We start from the raw sequence: 20,809 nt of genomic DNA on the forward strand, positions 1-20,809 counted from the left end.
TCACATCCTCCACAACGTTAACCTGACATCTATCAGACTGTAAAAGTCAGTATTTGTGTCCATATCTCCTATTCCTGTTGTCGTTGCAAACTGTGAAGGCGTTTGCATATCAGAATCAGAAAGTAACACTTTTTTTGAAACAACGACTGCATTGTTTGATGGTTCCCCGTTGTATATGTAAGGTAAAACAATTGTATTGCCGTTGTTGTCTATCCAGGTGATTTCGACATTATGTGCAATTCCTCTTGGAACAATTATTGTTTCAAGCATGTCTGCTGTTGAGCTGTTGACCAGTGTTTTATTAGTGCGTACATAGGTCACACTGTTCCAGCTGTAAGAATCTCCATCCCAGTTGAGTATGTCTTTTTTGAGATCAGAGTCTTCATCATTCTGTGAGTAGTCCAGTGAATTAAGAATGTCCTGTCCTATAGTATAAAGATGAGTTTCCACGTGAGCATTAGCAGTTGAGGATGTAAGAGGTGTAAGTGAAGTAGCCTGGATTGAGAATATGAGTACGCCAACAATTATAGTGGCAGCAATCAGGGCTTCAAGGGTATAAATCTGAGCCACATAGTTTTTCCCAATGGAAAATGATCTTCTCTTCATGTTACCACACTCTCACAGAGAGAACGGCCACAGATGAGTTTTCCGTGGTTTCATCCTTTAACATTATTACTCTTTTAGTCTGTGCAATATTGCTGTACTGCGGAAGCTGTTTCCCACCGGAATATAATATGCTGGTCTCATTCTCTATTGTGACATTCATGTCATAGCGCAGGTACGTACCGTTTAATCCGTAAAAATTGAGAATTCCACCGTAATTACTATTTATTTCTGAGAAAAAGGTAGAGACCTTTTTTCCGTCAAGAATGGTTATATGTCCGGGTTCCCGGGCACTGAGTTCCTGTTCTACGATGTTGGTAGATATTCTGTCTGCAATCAGGGTAATTTCGTCGGAGTTTGACTGAAAGGGCAGGAATAAACCTGAAGTATATGAAAATAGGAAAATAATACTGGTCAGGAATATTGATATTCCTATTATGTAGTCTATTTGCATCTGTCCGCGATTATCCAAAAAATCCCCATTTTTATAATTGTATTTGTATTATATAACGATATCTTCACAGATTTCATCTAAAGAAGACCAAGATCTTGAGATTCTTTATATATGGGGATATGTGCAAAATAACACAGGTATTCAATATACAAAAAGTCTTATATTATTACTGCCATAAAAAGACGATATAATGGATTTATTTGAAAAACTAAAATCTATTTTTTGTGGTGACAAAAAAACAATGATGTGGTGGCTTAATGGTATTCTTAAAAAAAGTAACATACTTTCTCTTGATATTTATCATCTTTTCAATCTCTGCTTTAGCGCTGGATGTCGAATTTCTCACAACTGATGTACAGGGTAATGCCGCAGAAGCGGTCAACATAAGTGTATTAATATCAGACAATGGAACTCCTGTGAATAATGCACTGGTAAACTTCACAACGGATCTTGGTGTACTTAGTTTCCCTTCAGTTTATTCAAATTCATCCGGTATGGCTGAAGTAAGTATAAATTCGACAGTATCAGGCACAGCCCATGTTAATGCAAGTGCCGGTAATGTCTCTAACCAGACAACTGTAACCTTTTCTCCATTATCCGTATTATCTATAACAGTCCATGCTGATCAATCTCAGAACACGGCAGGTAATATTACAAACATTACATTTTCACCAACCGACACGCTGGGGAATATCAACTACAGCACACCGGTAAATCTGAATATAATAGTGAAAGATATCTTTGGCGTTCCTTTACACGACCTGGAGATGTATGTTGATGCTTCAACAGTATCCCACCTGAATGCAAGTTCTACCGAAAGAAACGTTACTTACGTTGCATCACCATCCGACGATTTCCTTCTCTCCTTTAACTGCACGGTTGCCGGTAACATCACCATCTACTCAACAGTTGGTTCAGTTACAAACACCACATACCTTGATATTATCCCTGGTTCACCAGGACTTATGAAAGTCATATATGACAAAGAATACACGGTAAACACCAGTTCCAACATATCTGCTATTGTTTACGATTCTTTTTCCAATCCGATAGAAAATGTCAACATTAGTTTTTCAGTAACATCACCCGAAGATACTGTTTATAACAGTCCCAACGTCTATAATTCAGCTCACCTGTCATCTTATAATGGTACTACAGACTCAAGCGGTATAGTTCCAAACACATTTACAACCGACAAAAGGGCAGGCGGAAATATTGTCACCATCAATGTCCTGAACACATCACTTGAGCATAATGTCACTATAACAGGAACAGCAGATCTAATCGATTACTTCTTTTTGAGCTACACTCCTGAGTACGCTCTTTCAAACAATGAGGATCGTTACACCCTTTCGGCCAGGCCAGTGGATCAATTTATGAATCCAATATTGCCACTTTCAACTCCTATCAAAGAGCAGGTTCAGTTCAGAACTGATGGTGGAAGTATTGTGCTGGTGCCATTGAATAGCCAGGGAAGTGCAAACACTGTTGTCGGCCCAACACCTTACATCGAATCACTTTCGGTAACTGCAACCTATAGGAATGAATCAGGTTATACTAATTTCACAAACAGTACTTCTCTTTATTTTACAGCAGGAGCTCTTGATTCAATGGACTTCTATGCAAATCCAGGTGCAGTTCTTTCCCAGGACTTGAATGGAAATCATGATGCTAACATAACATTGGTGGCCCTGGATGAATGGGGTCATACTCTTCCGAATATCCATGTTCTGTTCAACAATACAAATACAACAGTAGGAACACTAACAATAAATGGTTACAATGATACTAATTTAATAAACGCCACAACCGATTCAGAAGGCCGCATATCCGGACTGTTTTCCGGAAACGTGTCCGGTAACACAAGTATTCAGGCAATTAGCGGGAATGTGACAATGCTGACCAATATCAGTGTCAAAGCTGAACCTTTCCTTAGTGTTAAACTGGCTGTAAGTCCTACATCAGTAAACTCAGGTTCTATTGTGAATATTACAACTGAAATCTCTATAGAAGGTGAACTGCCAATTGTAAGACCGGCAGCAAGTGCAATGCTTGTGCTTGACCGTTCTGGCAGTATGGATCCGGACTATTATGCAGGAAGTCCCCTTGACGTTGTTCTTGTCATTGACCGTTCCGGAAGTATGTCAGGAACCCCTATTCAGGATGCAAGGGATGCGGCAAAAGAGTTCACTGATAACCTTGTCTCAAACTCAGAGGTTGGTATTGTTTCATTTGCAAGTTCAAGCGGTGTGAACAAGGACATGACACTGCTCAATGATTATAACAATAAAGTATCCGTGAAAAGTGCCATAGATTCAATATCTGACGGGGGATATACTGCCATGGGAGAAGGTATGGCAGATGCAAATGACCTTCTTATTAATCATGGCCGTTTAAGTGCCAGAAAAGTAATGATCGTCCTGACTGACGGAGAAACAAATTCAGGTACAGACCAGGATGGTGAAAATGCCATAGCCTATGCAAATGCCAATGGTGTGACTATCCATACAATAGGACTTGGAAGCAGTCTTGATGAAGCCCTGCTGCGTCACATCGCATCAGAAACCGGAGGCACTTACTATAACGCTCCCGATAGTTCCGATCTCAGTGAAATCTATGCTACGATATCCCAGGAATTAAGCGATTACGATGTGTCTGAGATAGAGTATGGTGTTGAAGGTTTCACACCTTATGATTATACTTTTGAGGATTCACTTTCAACTCCCTCCTCTGTAGACAATGTTACATTAAAATTTAAAGGATATGATCTTGATTATACATTTAATGCAGGTTCAAACTATGGAGGTTCAAATGCAGGTGAATGTCTTGTTAAAGTAAACGGGAACAATTTGGTGTTGATTCCTTCTTCTGACACTCCCGACAATAATGATGACCTTTCCATTCATGAGTATGATATATCCAGCTATGTCCAACCAGGAAGTAATACAGTTTCTTTTTATGATTATTATTCGGTTATCACTGGTGGTAGCTATACAAATGCCGTACAGGATTTCGAAATTCTCTGGAATGGGGTCACAGTCCAATCTTATTCGGACAGAGTATATCTGGATGGAAGTGGATACGACTGTTCATTCGACCTGATGGAGCCTTATGAGACTACGATCCTTATCAACGAAACAATTAATGATCTGAAAGTTCAGCTAGATTGGGATAACAGTAGTAATGACCTAAATCTTAAACTGACAAGTCCATCTGGAACTATTTACGGATATGATGATAACACAACAGGTTACTATCCGGATGACACGTCCGAATATATATGGATTCATCCCTTGTCATATGTTTACCCTGATGACGATGGGGATACAGTAGAGAAAGGCGACTGGACGATTACTGTATCTGGAACTTCTTCAGAAGATTTCACAATTACAACTTACATCGACAAAAAGAGTGCAACACAGTTGTCTTCACATGCCTTTATGTCAAGCTTTGACGAAACAAGAGGCGACAGTGCGGGACTTGCTCTTTATAGTTACGAGGATGTAGTTTCAAGTGACAGCCAGACAAGTTATGTGCTGGCTAACAGTACGTGGGTTGGTTACTTCACTCCTGATACAGATGGATATTACATATTCAACGTATCATGGGATGATTCTACCACAGTGAACGTAACTCTCTATGATGGAATCGATGCTCTTTCATCAGCAACAGGTACAAGTTACTGTGAAGTTTCAGCATTGCTTTCCGCAGGAGATACCTACAATATTGATGTTTCCAAAGGTGCCGGAGCTCAGACAGACACAAAGTTTACTGTAAATGTTTCCACAACTGAGATTGACACTGTAATGACAGCTTATTATGACAGTGGAGGAGGTGGCGGTACTCCAAAGGTAAGAACATGGGACGGTAGCGACTGGTCTTCAGAGACTTCTGCTAATTATGTAGGTGCCAGTCCGGTTTATGTGGCCCTGGAATCAAGTCCAACAGAATCAGAAATAATTATGGCAACATCTGATGACAGTTATGATGTCAATGTCCAGATATGGGATGGTTCTTCCTGGGGTGCAGTCGATCAGTTCTCAAGTAATCTTGAGTCTTATGGTCAGAGAGGTTTTGACCTGAAATACGAACAGGTATCCGGGGATGCAATAATAACTTATATGGATATGGGAGAAGACGATGGTGTCCCACTTTATCGTGTATGGGACGGTTCTTCATGGAGTTCAGAGTCTCTTGTATACAGTAACAACGAAGGCAAAGGTAATGTAAGATGGGTTCGGCTTGAAGCAAATCCGAATTCAGATGAAATGATACTTGTGACAATGGATGACAAGTATGATCTCTGTGCCCAGGTATGGGATGGTTCTTCCTGGGGTAATCAGATAGAATTGACCGATGATGTCGTAATTGAAAGCTACCAGTGCTTCGATGTCATGTATGAACAGAACTCAGGAAGAGCAATAGTTGCCTGGGCTGACTATGATGGCCACATGAAATATCGCATATGGAGTGGCAGCTCATGGAATTCAGAAACAACAATGTACTCTTATTCAGACTATGTTTACTGGGTAAAGATGGCAGCAGATCCAAACTCAGACCGGATTCTTCTTGCTACAGAAGACAGGTCATACGATGTTTATGTAACAGATTGGGATGGTTCTTCCTGGGAATCGCCTTTCAGAGTAGAGAGGGATGTTTATGAATACAGTAGAAGGTCTGTGGATGTTGCATTTGAAGAGAACAGTGGTACAGGTATCATTGTATGGGGTGAAGATAGCCCGGTTCCTAAATACAGAACATGGGATGGCAGCACCTGGAGTTCAGAATCATCAACATATGCCATAGGAAGTAGTGGTTATACACGCTGGGTTCAGTTGACTCCTGATCCTTCATCTGATGCCATCTTCCTTATGACTTCGGATGGTAGTAATGATCTTAATATCCAGAGATGGGACGGTTCATCATGGGATATAGTTACAGAGGTTGAAACATCATCTACCAGGTATTATGAGTGCTTTGATATTGTTTTCAGTGATACTGACCAGACGCCTGTAGCAACTCCTGTTTCATGGAATGAGTGGACAGGTAGTGTAACTTCCACATTTGAAAACGATTCCCTGTCACATCTGGAAAATGCAATCGATACTATTACTGCTGATGGGCTTACAGCAATTGATGAAGGTCTTTATCTTGCTAATAATGAATTGTCATCTGCAGATGGAAATTCCACCATAGTCATTATGACAGACGGACTTGACAATGCAGGTTATCATTCATTGCTGGAAGAAGCATACAGGGCCCGGGATAACAATACGGTAATCTACACTGTTGGGTTCGGTAATAGTGAATCAGAAGTAGATCCAATTCTTGAAGAAATTGCAACCATCACGGGCGGTGAATACTACTTTGCACCTAACTCCAGTGTCCTGAAAGAAATTTTCCAGGGAATTGCCATGCAGATTACAAATTTCTCTGCAGGCGGTCCTGTGCTGGATCTACGTGTTCCATACAACTATGTGACTCCCCTGGCAGTTGCAAAAGCAACATATCAATCAGGAAGCAGTAATTCCACTACAGGGAACCTGACACACTTTGATATACCCACAGCACCTGCAACAGGAAATGCAGAACCTACTGTTACAACATCAGGTACTACCTCCACAATGGAATGGCAGCTGCCTAACATGGGTCCAGGAGACAAGTGGGGTATATGGTACCAAATGAGAGTAGATGGTGCAGGTTATGTACCAATTATCATGCCAACTTCAACTGTAACATACACTGACCTTAGTGGTGAGAATATCACTGTCGTAGTAGGTGGTGGTGGAGCAGCCAATGTTGGTGGTGGGGCAGCCAGTGTTAGTTCCTATTCACTGGGAAACCTGAAAATGGTGTCCGATGATTCCATAATGAAAATAGACAACAGTACAACTCTTACACTCACCCTTGAAGATACATTGGGCAATTCAAGTTATGCGTTTGTATATCTTTACAGTAATATCGGATATTTCGGCAGCAATGAGAACCCAATAAATGTTACAGTTGTAGGTTCAGATACAGTGGAATTTAGCAGTGCCATTGCCGGAAGAGCTTACATTACTGCATATGCCTATAATATCAACAACATGAGTGATGTCCTTGTTGCAAGGGATGTTCTGTCTATAAGGCCAAAAGGAACAATCAGCATAAGTTGATTTGAAGCTGAGAATCAGATATCCGGGTAAGAATATCCGGATATTCTGATATTTGTAATCCATACTGAAGCTACTGGTATGTCAGTGCTTCTTTTCTTTTTTGTTTTAGTCTAATTATTTAGTGATGCTTTTTAGTATTTGATATACCCTGCGATTATGTTTTTCCATAAAAGATACTTCAGTTTTAATCGGGATTTGCTGTGTTCAGCCAACCATAAAAAGAAGACAATAGTAATTCCATTTTAAACCCTAAACACCAAATTAAAAAAAAGTAAAGCATCCGGTTTGCATTGCAGACCGGATTTCCTGTATTCCTGGTTTTAAGATCTAATTCAGGATATGTCCACATCTACAACGTGATTGCTCATGATAAGCATGGTATTGTTGATATGTGCATTAACACTTGATTCAGTTACATTGTCAACAGTAAATCCCATTTCACCGAGGTATTCCTCCCATTTGAACGCGTGGGTGCTGTTGATAAGCACACTGACATTGGTGGTTGAATTGCTCATACTCATGTTGCTTGAATTGTGTCTGAGGTTAATTGTAGCAATTCCTTTTCCGCCCATCTGTGAGTTTCCATTCAATGACACAATACCTATATTTGTCACATTGGTATTATCAAGTGAAGTGACATATATGGGCGGTTCTGAAACCATCACTGAGGCTTCACTGGGATACTTTTTGAAGACACTTCCTATTTCATAGGCTATTGTCTTTTCATCTTTTGAAAACACAATTTCGCCAGTGGGATATGGCTCCATGTGATTCCCGTCATAGGCCACAGATATGGAAGACTCGTTGGTGACAGCTATAGAAGAAGCCTGGAGTTTCAATTTAAGCACTTTAACAGGTGTCTGGTCAAAGGCAACTCTCTCCATATTACTTTGCAGCACAATGAAATTCTGTTCTGCGCTTTCAAATACGTTTGCGTCCATATTGCTTTGCAGTGCCGGGTATCCTATGGCATAGATAACTCCCATGGACAGGGTGACAATTGCAAATAACAGGATATATCCAAGTGTTTCGGAAACTGCTGCGTTTGTTCTATCTTCTCGAGTCATAGCTGATCATATGATTTGTTGAACTACTTGTTACAGTTCCTTCGATTGCCATTTCCTTGGCAATTCCAGCAATTGTAACTCTTACTCTCTTTCCGGAATCTGATGATACCAGTTCAATTATCTGGCCACTTGCAGAATTTACGTCTGCTTCAATGATGTATGTTTCAGTGCCAACTTTTGGCGGGATGTTATATTGCGTTTCAATTCTCCCGTTTGCCGGAAGAATGATGTACATATCCGTAATCATTGTGCTCATCATGTTTCCGATGTCGCTCATCTCGTTCTGCATCACAACCTCGTTTGGTGTCTGCATGAATATCTCATCTGAATTGACGCTCACTATCATAAAAAATCCAATACATATAAGGGAAAAAAGAATGTATTCAAACAGAAGTGACACTCCTTTCTCATCAGCAAAGAACCGCTTCATTTCTTCACCTCTATAATCTCCGGTTCAGCCACATAATGAGTGGTTCCATCATAGTAATTGATGTTTACATGTACCAGGTCAATGTCATTCATAGTATAATTCCCGCTTGTGGAATTAACTGACACAAAAGTGACATCTACGACTTCTCCGTGAACTGCATATAGCTTTTTCATTTGAATGCTGTAATTGTCAAACAATTGCTCAAAGGCAACAGGAATTGTTTCATTGGTCGTACTGTTCATGTAAAATGCCATATCCCTGATTGTCTGGGCATTGTCATGGGTGTGCAGGTTTAGTTCCCTTATATTCTCTTTGGGAAATTCCAGGGCCGCATTAGATGAATGATAACCTGCAAGGATTGCCTGGTTTGCCAGAACAGCAAGCCCTATGAGTATAAGCGATATGACAAGACCTGAAAGTGCTATCCACTGTCCTTTTGTATCTTTTCTCAGACTTTCCATGTTGTCAACCTCACTTCTACAACTCTCAGTTCAGTATCTCCAAGATTCCAGTTTCCTCCCATCTCGGACACAGTCTCATTTGTGAGCGTTACAAAATGTCTGGCAACCACTGCATTTTTGCCGGCAGGACCTTTAATGATAGCATTTCTAACCTTCAATTCATCTCCTTCGATGTATGCCAGATCCACATTGTACAATGTATCCGGTAAAAGATACTGAAGTCCACCGTCCAGTTCATCCAGATTCCCGACCATATTATTGGGGTAACTTGCTTCACTCATATCCCAGCTTGCAATGCATTCTGTCAGGTTCCACTGGTCAGATCCCACAGGGTTGATATCCATTACAGTAAGAGCATCAGAACTTATCTGTTCAAGATGCACATCAATTGCAAGCTCGTTCTGCGGTGTGACAATCATTGTACTTTGTGTGATAGTAAGTATTGTAAGTGTCATCAGGACGGCTGCACCCAAACCCTCAAGGGTATGTAGTTGTGCTTTATTGTTCATTCCCACACCTCCACAACAAGGTAGGCAGGCTCGTAATGTGTGCTATTTTCATCGTTGTAATTTGTAAAAGGAGGCCCGGGTGTAGGAAGTGTTACATTCCTAAACTCAAGGTCAAGTCTGTATTCTGAGGATGAACTGAAAAGTTCCTTATCAAAATTAAAAGACAGGACATCGTCAGAAGATAATGTTCCGTTGAAGGATGCTTTTTCCCATCCATTCATTTTACACACGGTATAATTTGATGGCTGTTTTAATATTGTGCCATCCAGGCTTGCATTAAGGAATGTAGATGAACCTGTAAGATTCAGGTCACTTATCTGAATTGTGATATTCTCTGTAAAAGGACCTGTTATATTGATGGTAGCTGTGTTTGCCGTCTCACTTGTCAGATCGTCACCATGAAAGCTTGCAATGCTGCTTTTTTCCATTAGGACTATACGTGTTATCTTTGTGCTTTCCTGATATTCCGGGATTATCTGTCCTCTGATTATACTGGTATTGTTTAGTATCAGGATATTTCCATCCTGTATAAATGAAATATTATAACCATAGTGAAAAGGAGTGTCATCGACGTTGTTGTAGAGTCCCATCATTTCAATGAAAGTGGTGTCATCAACATTCATCATTTGTAATGTTTTATTCCTTGAAATGATGTTTGGGCTGTTTGTGAGCTTTGAACTGGGATCATCGTCAACAGCAAGTCCTATTCTCATAATATTAGCAGGATGCTCTTCCCAGTCAGTTCCACTACTTGTACTGTTTGCCCACCATCCCGTATCTTCCACAAGGACGGTGGCCGTGCGGTATGCGGTATAATCCAGACTACTTTCGCCTGCTGAGCCTGACATGAACATACCCGGTATGAATTGCACTGTAAAGGTCAGGGCAATAAGGAATAACGATATTCCAAGAAGGAAGTCAACCGCAATTTGACCCTTGTTATCCATCATCCTTCCAATGTATGGACTCTATAATATAAAAGCAATTTGTTAAAAATAAATCATATGCTGTTTAGTATGTGCAACAATGCACTCTTTTGAGTATTTGTGATATTTTTAATCCAGGTTTACTGAAAGATCATTTCTGCTCACGTGGAGGTATGTTATGCTTCCGGGCATTCCGTCATAGTATAATGTAAGAGTTGATGCGTCATAATCCACCGGGTCAGAATGCCCTGGCTGCTGGAGATTAAAAACTACAGAACCATCCATTGTTATCAGTTTCATATAATGCTGCGTCAGATTATAGAGTGGCATAATATCGCCTTTAGAATAATCTACGTTTGGTCCAAGGCTGGTAGTCGAATCATTGTCCCACGAGAAATCGCTGTTTTCATCATATTCCAATGTGTAGGTTTTTGAAAGCAAGTCAACAATTGATGATTGATCTTCATTTGAACCGCTCACTACGAAAATACCATTGTTCTCCCACGTTTCAACCATGCCCACTGCGGTGTCCTCATATTCAACATCGACAAGCAGCTGATTAGCACCACCCTTTTTTGCAACAATGTATGTGAGAGTCTTTGTGCCGGATGTAGCGGTTATCTGGTAATTACTCGGATTAAGGCCCTGGGATGCCCTGGCTTCAAGGTCAAAGGAGAAATTGTAGATTGGTTCTGGGTTAGTAGGATTAACAGAACCAACTTTAAACGCAGTCTTCAATGTATCTTTTCCCATTGCAGGGATGACTTCCAGTTCGACAATAGCAGTCTTGTTAGCCTCATCCGTTTCAGCAGTGGCATATGCAAGGGTGTTCGCATATTCTGCCCATGCATGATAGAAATCACTCTTGATGTAGATTATAACTTTATCAGATGTAAGTGGATTTGTTCTTCTGGAGTCCGACCCCGGGTCCGGATAAAGTACAACAGGCATGTTATTAGAACTGACAGTTATATCAACATCCTGATTTCCGGTGTGCAATGCGTTTCCTTCAACTTTCATAATAGGGAGTGTGAGTGTCTCACCGTTATAGTGGAATTCCGGAGGTGAGATCATAACGGATTTTCCGGAAGGATACATTGACCAAACTCCTCCTCCTTCATAACCGATAATTCTGTCATTATCCCTGTAAACGATGTTTCCCATGGAAGCATTGAATTCGTTCATTCCCGGATTTGCAGTGTAGTCTTTCCACCCCTGCCATCTGTATCTGTTTTGTTTGAAACTGTTATACCATGCAGCATCAATATCCACCGAGATTACAACTATCTGGCTTTCATTGTAAGATTCGTTGTTCCCGTTTACTTCGAGTTTTCCACTCATCATGGAAAGGGATGTAGTCTGGCTTGGGGACTCACCAAGGGCTACCTTACTTGTTCTGGAGTCAAGTACTGTGAATGCCTGCTCAGCTTTCTGGGCGTTTGCCATATCTTCCATTTCATAGATTGTAGGAACTCCATACAGGAAGATCACACTCACCGATGTGATGGTAAGTGCCAGTATCATTATCATTCCAACTACCGATGATACTGCGATATCCGATCTGATGAAATCTTTCATTTTTATCTCCCTGTATCGTTTTTATTATTCTACTGTCACACTCATTGGTGACACCATTATGAACACATCTATGTTCGGATTGTAGCTTTTTTCTGCGTAAATTGTCCGTGTTGTGGTATTTACGGATGTATTTGCCATTTCCAGAGATTCCTGGAAATATGTGTTCCAGCCTTCGTAGTATTCACTGGACATCGTTATCTCTACTTTAGACACATTATTGTAAGTTTCAACTGCAAGCTGACCACCATCAGATATCACGCGGATAAGTCCTGAACCGGAGGTTCCTTTTGAACCTGTGATGGTTACCATTGGTATGATAAGGGAATTATTGTCATATGCAAAAACAGGTTTTGATATCATTAGTGCTCGTCCCTGAGGGTATTTTACCCATGCACCGGTATTTTCGTAAGCAACTGAAGTATCTATATACTGGTTTTCTATCATACGCAATTGTCTTTCGTATGATACTGTTTCAAGAGATGAGGTAGATTCATTCCACTGTTCCATGCTGATATTCATGTAACTGCTGCCGGTTACGTAAATCGTACCACCATATAATTTCAGTTCAACTGACTGTGATGGCGCTTTTCCGAATACTATTTTGTTTACGTTGGGTGTGAGTACTGAAAAGCTCTGCTTTATATTCTCCATATGTCCGTTTTCTTTCATGTGCTGGACCATGGGGTATCCTGCAAGTGCTATCACTGCAATTGCAAGGAGCATAACTCCGAGTGTGATGCTGAAATCAACAACTTCAGAAACAGCATCTTCATTCCGGTTCAGGCTTTTCTTATCTCTCATCTGCAATTCCCATTTTTAAGTAGACTGTTATGTTTTCAGTAGATAATTATGATATTTGTTTCAGGGTCGTAGGCAATCACAAAATTGCCTTTTATGCTTTCCACTGTGGATGCGGATACTACAGTATTTTCAGCGAAATACGGTACTTTCACCTGTGTTCGCTCTCTTTTATCAGAAATGAATACAATGTCTCCGGAAGAATTGTCCAGTTCTACAGAATACGGTTTGCCTGCAATTCTTGAAGGCATGTTAAATTCGTATTGTATTTCTTCAACGGATGCTCCTGAATCGGTCATGGATCCCACCATGGTGTCAATGGTTGCTATCCGAACTGCGATATCATTCCCGTGTATTTCAAATTCGTCATGCATGACCGTCTGTTCAGCATCGTTCATCAGGGAATAGAATGAACTAAGCACCATTACTATCATCAGGACACTGATTGTAAATGTCAGTATGAATCCAACTGAAATGGATACCGCATTCTCATCTTCAATGAAGTCCCGTATCATGAGATATTCCTCCCTGGCAGCGATACTGGCATTCTGCGGATTATTCTCATTTCACTGGAAGTCATTTCGATTGTAGGGTTGGCAATCCAGTACCTTGCAAACACATAAGGATCACCTGATGTCTGGTTTCCTGCAAAGCGACAATAGCCGACTGCACTGCTTCCATTGCGGATATTGATGGAATAATCTCCTCCATCTGTCAGGCTGTTGAAATTAAAACTTGCAGGTGTTGCAAAGTCTATTTTGTCCCCGGTGACATTAATATGACTTGAGGCTGTGTAAGTGCCAATTACTGAAGAATGGTCTGACACTGTAATATTTATGGTCCCGCTTGAATTGTACATCTCAAGTGACCACAAAAGTCCTGAACTGTTAGTTACTGATATTACAAGGATATCAGAACTGTTTCCCAGAAGTGATAAATCAGGAATTTCCACTACTAGGTTATCAGTTGTGTTGATGTTCTTTATAATGGTCCAGTCATCTCTTCCGTCAGGCAGTCCGTTCTGGGTAAAGTAAGCATCATTTAATGAATTATTTTCAAATTTGAATGTGAATCCTGACATGGCGAAGTTCTTTGAAGCCAGAGCAGCGTAGGATTCAAGATAATTTTCAAAATCGGCATTATTGAAACTTCCGTTTATAGTCGCATACTTGTATGCGTCTTCGTAAGTTTCGGTTGTCATCTGGGCTGCATTTGCAATATCATATCGTGATGTATCAATACTTGCTTCTGACGCAATGTTGCTGGCATATATAACATTGTTCAGCATGATAGTCAGCACGACTATGCCTACACCTACAGCGAATCCTGCAACCAGGAGCAGTTGTGCATTGTCATCCGATGTTATTTTTCTATTGCATCTCAATGCTATCACATTCTCCATAGTGTCATTTTCACATTGACTATATTGTAAAATGCAGTGCTGTTATCAATGTCAGGGATACCTGTGTTAGCTGCAAATGAGGATACATTTCCGACTTCGTAATCTGAAAGTACAACCTTTTTTGAGACAATTACAGCATTGTCCGACGGGTCGCCATTGTATATGTAAGGTCTTGCAATAGATACTCCTTCTTCATTTATCCATGTGAAGTGGATATTGTGTGCAATTCCACGTGGAATTGTTATGAAAGCAAACATATCAGCAAGATTACTGTTTGTCAGGGTTATGTTAGTCGATGCCCGGGACTCGTATGCTGTTCCGTTCCATACAAATTCTGTTCCGTCCCAGTTCATGACATCACTTTTCAAAGCCGAGTCATGTCCGTAAGGAGCATAGGAAAGGGCATTCAGCATATCCTGTCCCATTGTCTGCATCTGGGCTTCAATATGTGCGTTTGCTGTTGATGATGTAAGTGGTGTGAGTGAAGTTGCCTCCACGGCAAATACGATTACTCCTACCATAATGAGTGCTGCCATAACTGCTTCCAGTGTATGCATCTGGGCTTTTGCATCAGGTATGAGAATATGTTTTTTTCTGATCGTTTTACCACACCCTGAAAGATATTATAGCCAGCTCGGTTCCACCGGTGGCATCATTTTTTATGAGGACTATCCGTCTGGTTTGGCCTACATTGACACCAGAAGGAATTACTTTACCTGCTGTATTCATTACTGATGTCTGGTTTTCCATCGTGACATTGAAATCATATCTTAGGTATGAACCTGTCAGACCCAGATAATCGACAGTAGATTCGTAATTGGTATCAAGTTCTCCAAAAAAGGTGTCAACCTTTGCTTTGTTAACAAGGTTCGGGACTGTTTCATCACCTTCGCTGAGAATCTTTTCAACAAGGGCAGTGGATGTCCGGTCAGCTATCAATGTAATTTCGTCAGAATTTGAGTGAAATGGAGTAAATATTCCGGAAGTGTAATTGAATATAAAGAGGACAGCGAAAAGGAATATGGTAATTCCTATCAGGTAATCGATGGTTATCTGTCCTTTACTATCCATAAAAGCCCCATACTGCACTTGAGCAGATGTTACACATTATATGAATAATATAATATTAATGTATTGGTATTGCCGATTACTCATCCCAAACAATTAATATTCTATTCGACATATCATAATCCCTGATGGATGAAATAAGAATAATCCACACAGGGGATACACATCTTGGATACCGGCAATATCACAGTGATGTACGCCGGAAGGATTTTCTTAATGCTTTTTCTGCTGTGGTGGATGATGCCGTAGCTATGGGTGTGGATGCTGTAATACATGCAGGTGACCTTTTTGACTCACGCAATCCCACACTGGATGATATTCTTGATGCAATGGGACTTTTTTCGAGGCTTAAAAATGCCGGAATTCCATTGCTTGCGATAGTCGGAAACCACGAGAGTAAACAGAATACCCAATGGCTGGACCTTTACAGTAGTCTGGGACTTGTGACAAGACTCAGCAATGAGGCATACAGGCTGGGAAATGTGGCCATATACGGTATCGACAGTGTAGCCAAGACAAAAATACCTCTTTTTGATTATTCTATATTTGATGGTAAGGATACTGATGCACTTTATAATCTGCTTGTTATGCATCAGCTTGTAAAGCCATTCTCATTTGGTGAGTGGGACATAAATGAAGTAATTGATAAGATTCCTTTTGATATTCATGCGGTACTTCTTGGTGACAATCACAAGTATGAGATAACTAAGGTCGATGACACCTGGGTTACATATCCGGGAAGCACTGAAAGGAACAGCACATCCGAACGCGAACCCCGATCATATAATATCGTCACAATAAAGGACAGTGGCATTGAGATAAGTAAAAGGATTATTCCGACCCGTGAGTTCCTGTTCATTCCTGTAAATGTGAATGAAGGGCCAAATGCCATTGAAGATGTTTTTAATGCTATTATGGAACACGATATTCATGACAAGGTCGTGTTCGTTGAACTTTCAGGTGATGTGAAGGCCCGGCTTGATTTCAGCGAAATAGAGAAGTTCCTCCTGTCAAGAGGTGCTCTTGTTCCAGGTATAAAGGATCTGAGGGCAGGAGTTGACACTCTGAACGACCCAACATTAAAAGTTGTGTTCTCAGACCCCGATGATGTTATCAAGGAAGAAATCAGGAAAATGAATCTCACTTCAGGTGGTCTGCTTCTTGATGATATGATAAGGGATTCCCAGATAGCCAAGACCCGAATGGGAGATGAGGCGGAACAAAAACTTGGAGAGCTTCTGGAAAAAATCGATTTTACAAATCCTGTTCCGGTTTCGGTTCCAGTTGATGAGATGTTTTCTGAAAACACAGGTGAACAGGAACCACAATCAATTGATGAATCTTTAGTTTCCGATTCCGCAAAAGAAAAAGTTTCCAATAATATTTCTCAGCATGCGGAAAGGAAACCAGAACCTGAAGTTTCAGGTTCAAATTCTGATTCATTACCGGAAGAGAATGTGGGACAGAATGGAAATGAACCTGTAAATAATTATGGAAATGTGTTGCAGCCGGAAAAAGAGGATTCCATTTTGTCAAAAGATAAAACAGAATTATCAGAGCCTGAAAAGCAGTCTTCTTCTGAGAAAAAGAAAGACGATGACACTCCAAAACCACGACAGTATAATCTGGGTGATTACCTGTGATGCTAAAACGCCTGAAAGTTGAAAACATCAGGAGCTACAAGGAGCTTGACCTTTCTTTCAAGGATGGGGTAACTGTAGTTTCAGGTGTAAACGGAAGTGGGAAATCCAGTCTTCTTGAGGCATGTTTCACGGGACTTTTCGGGAGCAAAACACTGGATAAGGAATTCGTTCTCTCCGATATCATCACAAAAGGTGCTTCAAAGGCATCAATACTGCTTGAATTCAAACAGAATGGTCATAACTATTCTATTGAACAGTCTTTCAGAAACGATCCTGAAAAGGGGCGTGCTTCCAATACAAAATCTGTCTTTAAAAGAGACGGAGAAATAATATTTGATCAGGCAACCCGGACCTATGAAGCTGTTACCTCACTTCTGAATATGGACGAAGAGGCGTACAGGAACTGTGTTTATATTCGGCAGGGTGAGATTGATGTGCTGATCAACTCCAAACCGAAAGACCGCCAGAAAATGATTGATGACCTGCTGCAACTTGGAAAGCTGGAAGAGTACAGGGAGAGAGCTTCAAGTGCAAGGGTTGGTGTAGGAAGGCACCAGAGGGACAATGAAAGGCGAATTAAGGAAATGCATGCGGAGATACAGCTAATTGAAGATTCAGATCCAAGCGGAAGGCTGGCAACCCTTAGAACAAGGTCTTTGCAGATTGATGAGGAAATCACATCCCTGAATGAGAAAAGGGATCAGGCGCGTAGCCTTATTGACGAAGTTGCAAAAAAGTTGTCCGAATTGAGTGAGCTTTCATCCAAAAAAGAAGCTGTTAAGCAGCAGATAAAGGAACTTACAGATCGTAAATCACTTTCTTTTGTTTCTATTGATAATCTATCAAAGGATATTCGTTCTCAAAAAGATGCTCTGGAGATTAAAAAAGCACGGATTTCTGAAATAGAATCAAAACTTTCTGTTGATTCTAAGGAGACGGATTCCCTTGTAGCTAAAATGGATGAGGAAGAGCGTTCTGTTCGTGACAGGCTGGCTGAAGTTAAGAGTAAGAAAGCGGTTGCCGAAAAAGATATTCTCAACATGGGTCAATCGATAAAAGATGCTGATAAACAGTTAAAGGCTCTTGAAGATGGGATGAAGGACGTACAGTCCAGAATAGAATCTGTTCACTCTGAAACTAAAAATCATAAACTTAATATCGCTGAACTTGAGAACACGCGTAAGGAAATAGTGTCTACAGTTTCTTCCCTGGGATTCAGCCTTGAGAAACTTGAAAATATTGATGATGTTCTTGATCTTGTAAATGATCAGCAGAAAAGGTTCCATGGTCAGGAATCTGAACTGAAGGTAAAGATTTCAGAATTGAAATCCCGTCTCGAAAAATCAAAAAAGCTTCTGGAAGCCGGGAAATGTCCAACTTGTGGTCAGGAGCTGAAAGGTTCCTGTGTGGAGCAGTCCACAGTTGAGGATGATGAGGCGCTGGCAAAGCTGGAATCTGAATTTTCGGAGTTGCAGGTCAGGCAGACTGAAACTGAAGCCCGGCTTGAGAAAATAAAGTCTGCAAGAAGCTGTAAGTCAGATATTGATGCTGTTCTGCGGGATATTAGTGCTGAGAAGGAAGCAATTGAACGTGACGGGAAACGAGTTGAGGAATACGTTCTTCGTATAAAGGAAGATGAGACCAGGATTAAGGAACTGATGGCAGGTCAGCAGTCTCTTGAGAAAGCCCTTGAAGGAACCCAGGCCTTAATTCAGCAGATAAAACAGGATGAGGATTCTGTGCAGAAAGAGCATTCTTCTGTGCTTGAAAAACTTGCTTTACTCAGGGAAATGCAGAAAGCACTTGCTGAATCTGAGAAGATAAACTCTGAGATTGTGCAGATGAATGACAGGATAAAAGGCATTCAGGAAATGATCTCTTTATTTGAAGCCCAGATTGGCGAAAAGAAAGAATCACTTGAGGAGATCGATAAGGGTATTGGTGAATTCAATAAGAATGAACTGGAAATCCTGAGTAAGAAATACAATACTGCATTTGAGAATATCAATTCCATGATAGGCAAGCTGAAGCTTGAAAAAGATGAGGTTATGAAGAAAGCCGGTATGGCTGAAAATGAACGTAAGAGACTTTCTGATATGAAAAAGAGTCTCACTGTGTTTAAGAATAAGGGTGATTTCCTGCGGGCTGTGTACTCAGATGCGGAAAACCTTGAGAGTATGTATATGCGTATCCGGGCTCAGCTGCGTTCAAGTAATATACAGACCCTTGATACTCTTATTAATGAGATTTTCACGTTCATGTATTCCAATAATGCGTATTCTCACGTTACGCTGGATGCTGATTACAACCTGACTGTTTTTGAGAAGGACGGAACCGCGCTTGAACCTAAACTTCTCAGTGGTGGCGAGAGAGCACTCTTTAATCTGGTGCTTCGTTGTGCTATCTATCGTTTACTGTCTCTTGGAAATTCAACGCAGGTAGGAGAGGGACTTCCTCCACTGATAATGGATGAACCGACGGTTTTCCTTGACCGTGGGCATGTACACCAGTTGATTAAGCTTGTTGATATGATGAGGGATATTGGAGTTGCCCAGATACTCATTGTCTCCCATGATGAATCGCTGATTGATTCTGCAGACCATGTATTTGCAGTTGAAAAAGACCCCATTACAAATAATTCTGCTATATTTGCCCGGTAAGCGGTGGTTAAAGTGCCCGTTGAATGGGAGAAATGCAGATCAAATTAAATAATTATTTATTGCTTGAATAAAATACAAGAGACAACCATAAGGTATATTATACTTTTATTCATATATTAACGTGGTATTTTCGCGTAACAGCGATGAGGGACTGAATGGATTTGCGAGGCTTTTCATGAACACTGAAAACAGGGACTTTGTCATTGAACGCCTTGAGCGGCAGCTCAAGGAAAAAGAAGCAGAATTAGACGATATTAAAACCAATCTCCGGGAGTCTATACTCCGTGAGATCAGAAGTGATCTTAAGAACGACCTTGATTTTAACAATCGCATTGCTCAGCTTGAACGTAAGGTCCAGTCCATAAACAGTAATCTTAACGGGATAATGGATGAACTTCTTGACCAGAAATCAATGATTAGAGCATTGAAAGAGCTCCCTGTTTCAAAAGAAAGAAAAGCTGAGCCAAAAGCCACACTAAATCTAACACCTGATCCAGCACCAGCACCTAAAGTTGAAAAGCCAGTTTCAGAAGCTGCGCCTGTTGAATACTCAAGTCCCAGGGTTTACAGGCCGGAACCAAAACCTGTTTCAGCTTCAAACAATGCTTCGCAGCCAAAAAGTGTATCACCTTCATCGATGGTTCCTCCATCAAATCCCTCAGTTCCTAAAGACCCCGCATCTTATGCAAGCAAGTCAAATCCAAAAGTTTCCATCAGATCTGCAGAGCCTGAACAGGTTTCCAGACAAGCTCCTGCTTCACAATCATCAAATATGAGTTTTAATGTGAGGGAAGTTCCTTCTGTGAAGCGCCCTGAGATTCCTGAACCTGAACCAAGGTCAGAATATATTATTGCAGAAACGGATGATGAGCGCCAGATGAGACTCAACAGGACGTCACGGCAGGAAAGAGATTCCTGCAATTATATCGTTGCTGAAGAGGATAAACCGGATTCATGCAATGATAAGAACAATAAAGATTCTGATTACGAGTCCATAGAGGCACGTGAGGATGAAGATGCGGTAATAATGACTACCACACGAAAAAAATAATCTT

17 protein-coding genes are annotated in these 20,809 nt (G+C 40.8%); 4 read left to right on the plus strand and 13 right to left on the minus strand.

The window, feature by feature from the left end:
- Together METTI_RS08480 and METTI_RS08485 are read right to left on the minus strand one after the other, a co-directional pair.
- A complete protein-coding gene (locus METTI_RS08480; protein ID WP_023845407.1) occupies positions 1-606 on the minus strand; it encodes a DUF7288 family protein in 606 nt (201 codons plus the stop codon).
- A 1-nt stretch (position 607) separates the two neighbouring features.
- Positions 608-1,075, minus strand: coding sequence for a DUF7287 family protein (locus METTI_RS08485; RefSeq protein ID WP_048135327.1), 468 nt, complete (start codon positions 1,073-1,075; stop codon positions 608-610).
- 239 nt (positions 1,076-1,314) lie between these two features.
- Between METTI_RS08485 and METTI_RS08490 the strand changes: the two genes are divergently transcribed.
- Positions 1,315-7,212, plus strand: a complete 5,898-nt coding sequence (locus METTI_RS08490; protein WP_023845409.1) for a VWA domain-containing protein — start codon at positions 1,315-1,317, stop codon at positions 7,210-7,212.
- Positions 7,213-7,544: 332 nt separating this feature from the next.
- Here the strand turns inward: METTI_RS08490 and METTI_RS08495 are convergent, their stop codons facing one another.
- The 11 genes from METTI_RS08495 to METTI_RS08545 form a co-directional block, all read right to left on the minus strand.
- On the minus strand, positions 7,545-8,279 hold the full coding sequence (locus METTI_RS08495; RefSeq protein WP_023845410.1) for a DUF7289 family protein: 735 nt from the start codon (positions 8,277-8,279) through the stop codon (positions 7,545-7,547).
- Complete coding sequence (locus tag METTI_RS08500; protein ID WP_023845411.1) at positions 8,263-8,709, minus strand: hypothetical protein; 447 nt, start codon at positions 8,707-8,709, stop codon at positions 8,263-8,265. The genes METTI_RS08495 and METTI_RS08500 overlap by 17 nt, the downstream gene beginning before the upstream one ends.
- Complete coding sequence (locus tag METTI_RS08505; RefSeq protein ID WP_023845412.1) at positions 8,706-9,170, minus strand: hypothetical protein; 465 nt, start codon at positions 9,168-9,170, stop codon at positions 8,706-8,708. Before METTI_RS08505 ends, METTI_RS08500 begins: the two co-directional genes overlap by 4 nt.
- On the minus strand, positions 9,158-9,679 hold the full coding sequence (locus tag METTI_RS08510; protein ID WP_023845413.1) for a DUF7288 family protein: 522 nt from the start codon (positions 9,677-9,679) through the stop codon (positions 9,158-9,160). Before METTI_RS08510 ends, METTI_RS08505 begins: the two co-directional genes overlap by 13 nt.
- Entirely contained in the window at positions 9,676-10,629 is a 954-nt protein-coding gene (locus METTI_RS08515; RefSeq protein WP_156916265.1) for a DUF7287 family protein, read from the minus strand. Before METTI_RS08515 ends, METTI_RS08510 begins: the two co-directional genes overlap by 4 nt.
- Positions 10,630-10,734: 105 nt before the next feature.
- Positions 10,735-12,183: a DUF7289 family protein gene (locus METTI_RS08520; RefSeq protein WP_023845415.1), complete on the minus strand. Its 1,449-nt coding sequence runs from the start codon at positions 12,181-12,183 to the stop codon at positions 10,735-10,737.
- 24 nt (positions 12,184-12,207) lie between these two features.
- Positions 12,208-12,984, minus strand: coding sequence for a DUF7289 family protein (locus METTI_RS08525; protein ID WP_023845416.1), 777 nt, complete (start codon positions 12,982-12,984; stop codon positions 12,208-12,210).
- Between the two features lie 35 nt (positions 12,985-13,019).
- Positions 13,020-13,496, minus strand: a complete 477-nt coding sequence (locus METTI_RS08530; protein ID WP_023845417.1) for a DUF7266 family protein — start codon at positions 13,494-13,496, stop codon at positions 13,020-13,022.
- On the minus strand, positions 13,493-14,365 hold the full coding sequence (locus METTI_RS08535; RefSeq protein WP_156916266.1) for a hypothetical protein: 873 nt from the start codon (positions 14,363-14,365) through the stop codon (positions 13,493-13,495). The genes METTI_RS08530 and METTI_RS08535 overlap by 4 nt, the downstream gene beginning before the upstream one ends.
- Before the next feature lie 5 nt (positions 14,366-14,370).
- The gene (locus METTI_RS08540) at positions 14,371-14,940 is read right to left on the minus strand and encodes a DUF7288 family protein (RefSeq protein WP_023845419.1); all 570 of its coding nucleotides are present in this window, start codon (positions 14,938-14,940) and stop codon (positions 14,371-14,373) included.
- Positions 14,941-14,986: 46 nt separating this feature from the next.
- Entirely contained in the window at positions 14,987-15,454 is a 468-nt protein-coding gene (locus METTI_RS08545) for a DUF7287 family protein (protein ID WP_023845420.1), read from the minus strand.
- Between the two features lie 125 nt (positions 15,455-15,579).
- Between METTI_RS08545 and METTI_RS08550 the strand changes: the two genes are divergently transcribed.
- The 3 genes from METTI_RS08550 (at position 15,580) to METTI_RS08560 (ending at position 20,805) form a co-directional block, all read left to right on the plus strand.
- Positions 15,580-17,094, plus strand: a complete 1,515-nt coding sequence (locus tag METTI_RS08550) for a metallophosphoesterase family protein (RefSeq protein WP_023845421.1) — start codon at positions 15,580-15,582, stop codon at positions 17,092-17,094.
- Positions 17,094-19,754 carry an AAA family ATPase gene (locus tag METTI_RS08555; protein ID WP_023845422.1) on the plus strand — a complete coding sequence of 887 codons (2,661 nt, stop codon included), beginning with the start codon at positions 17,094-17,096 and terminating at the stop codon, positions 19,752-19,754. The genes METTI_RS08550 and METTI_RS08555 overlap by 1 nt, the downstream gene beginning before the upstream one ends.
- Positions 19,755-19,875: 121 nt before the next feature.
- Positions 19,876-20,805: a hypothetical protein gene (locus METTI_RS08560; RefSeq protein WP_169729106.1), complete on the plus strand. Its 930-nt coding sequence runs from the start codon at positions 19,876-19,878 to the stop codon at positions 20,803-20,805.
- The last annotated feature ends 4 nt before the right edge of the window (positions 20,806-20,809 follow it).

This window comes from Methanolobus tindarius DSM 2278, from assembly GCF_000504205.1.
GTDB lineage: Archaea > Halobacteriota > Methanosarcinia > Methanosarcinales > Methanosarcinaceae > Methanolobus > Methanolobus tindarius.

Bases quoted from the DNA above. Each gene is read 5' to 3' on its own strand.
- METTI_RS08480 (WP_023845407.1), bottom strand. From the start codon at position 606: ATGAAGAGAAGATCATTTTCCATTGGGAAAAACTATGTGGCTCAGATT.
- METTI_RS08490 (WP_023845409.1), top strand. From the start codon at position 1,315: ATGGTATTCTTAAAAAAAGTAACATACTTTCTCTTGATATTTATCATC.
- METTI_RS08495 (WP_023845410.1), bottom strand. From the start codon at position 8,279: ATGACTCGAGAAGATAGAACAAACGCAGCAGTTTCCGAAACACTTGGA.
- METTI_RS08500 (WP_023845411.1), bottom strand. From the start codon at position 8,709: ATGAAGCGGTTCTTTGCTGATGAGAAAGGAGTGTCACTTCTGTTTGAA.
- METTI_RS08505 (WP_023845412.1), bottom strand. From the start codon at position 9,170: ATGGAAAGTCTGAGAAAAGATACAAAAGGACAGTGGATAGCACTTTCA.
- METTI_RS08510 (WP_023845413.1), bottom strand. From the start codon at position 9,679: ATGAACAATAAAGCACAACTACATACCCTTGAGGGTTTGGGTGCAGCC.
- METTI_RS08515 (WP_156916265.1), bottom strand. From the start codon at position 10,629: ATGATGGATAACAAGGGTCAAATTGCGGTTGACTTCCTTCTTGGAATA.
- METTI_RS08520 (WP_023845415.1), bottom strand. From the start codon at position 12,183: ATGAAAGATTTCATCAGATCGGATATCGCAGTATCATCGGTAGTTGGA.
- METTI_RS08525 (WP_023845416.1), bottom strand. From the start codon at position 12,984: ATGAGAGATAAGAAAAGCCTGAACCGGAATGAAGATGCTGTTTCTGAA.
- METTI_RS08530 (WP_023845417.1), bottom strand. From the start codon at position 13,496: ATGATACGGGACTTCATTGAAGATGAGAATGCGGTATCCATTTCAGTT.
- METTI_RS08540 (WP_023845419.1), bottom strand. From the start codon at position 14,940: ATGCATACACTGGAAGCAGTTATGGCAGCACTCATTATGGTAGGAGTA.
- METTI_RS08545 (WP_023845420.1), bottom strand. From the start codon at position 15,454: ATGGATAGTAAAGGACAGATAACCATCGATTACCTGATAGGAATTACC.
- METTI_RS08550 (WP_023845421.1), top strand. From the start codon at position 15,580: ATGGATGAAATAAGAATAATCCACACAGGGGATACACATCTTGGATAC.
- METTI_RS08555 (WP_023845422.1), top strand. From the start codon at position 17,094: ATGCTAAAACGCCTGAAAGTTGAAAACATCAGGAGCTACAAGGAGCTT.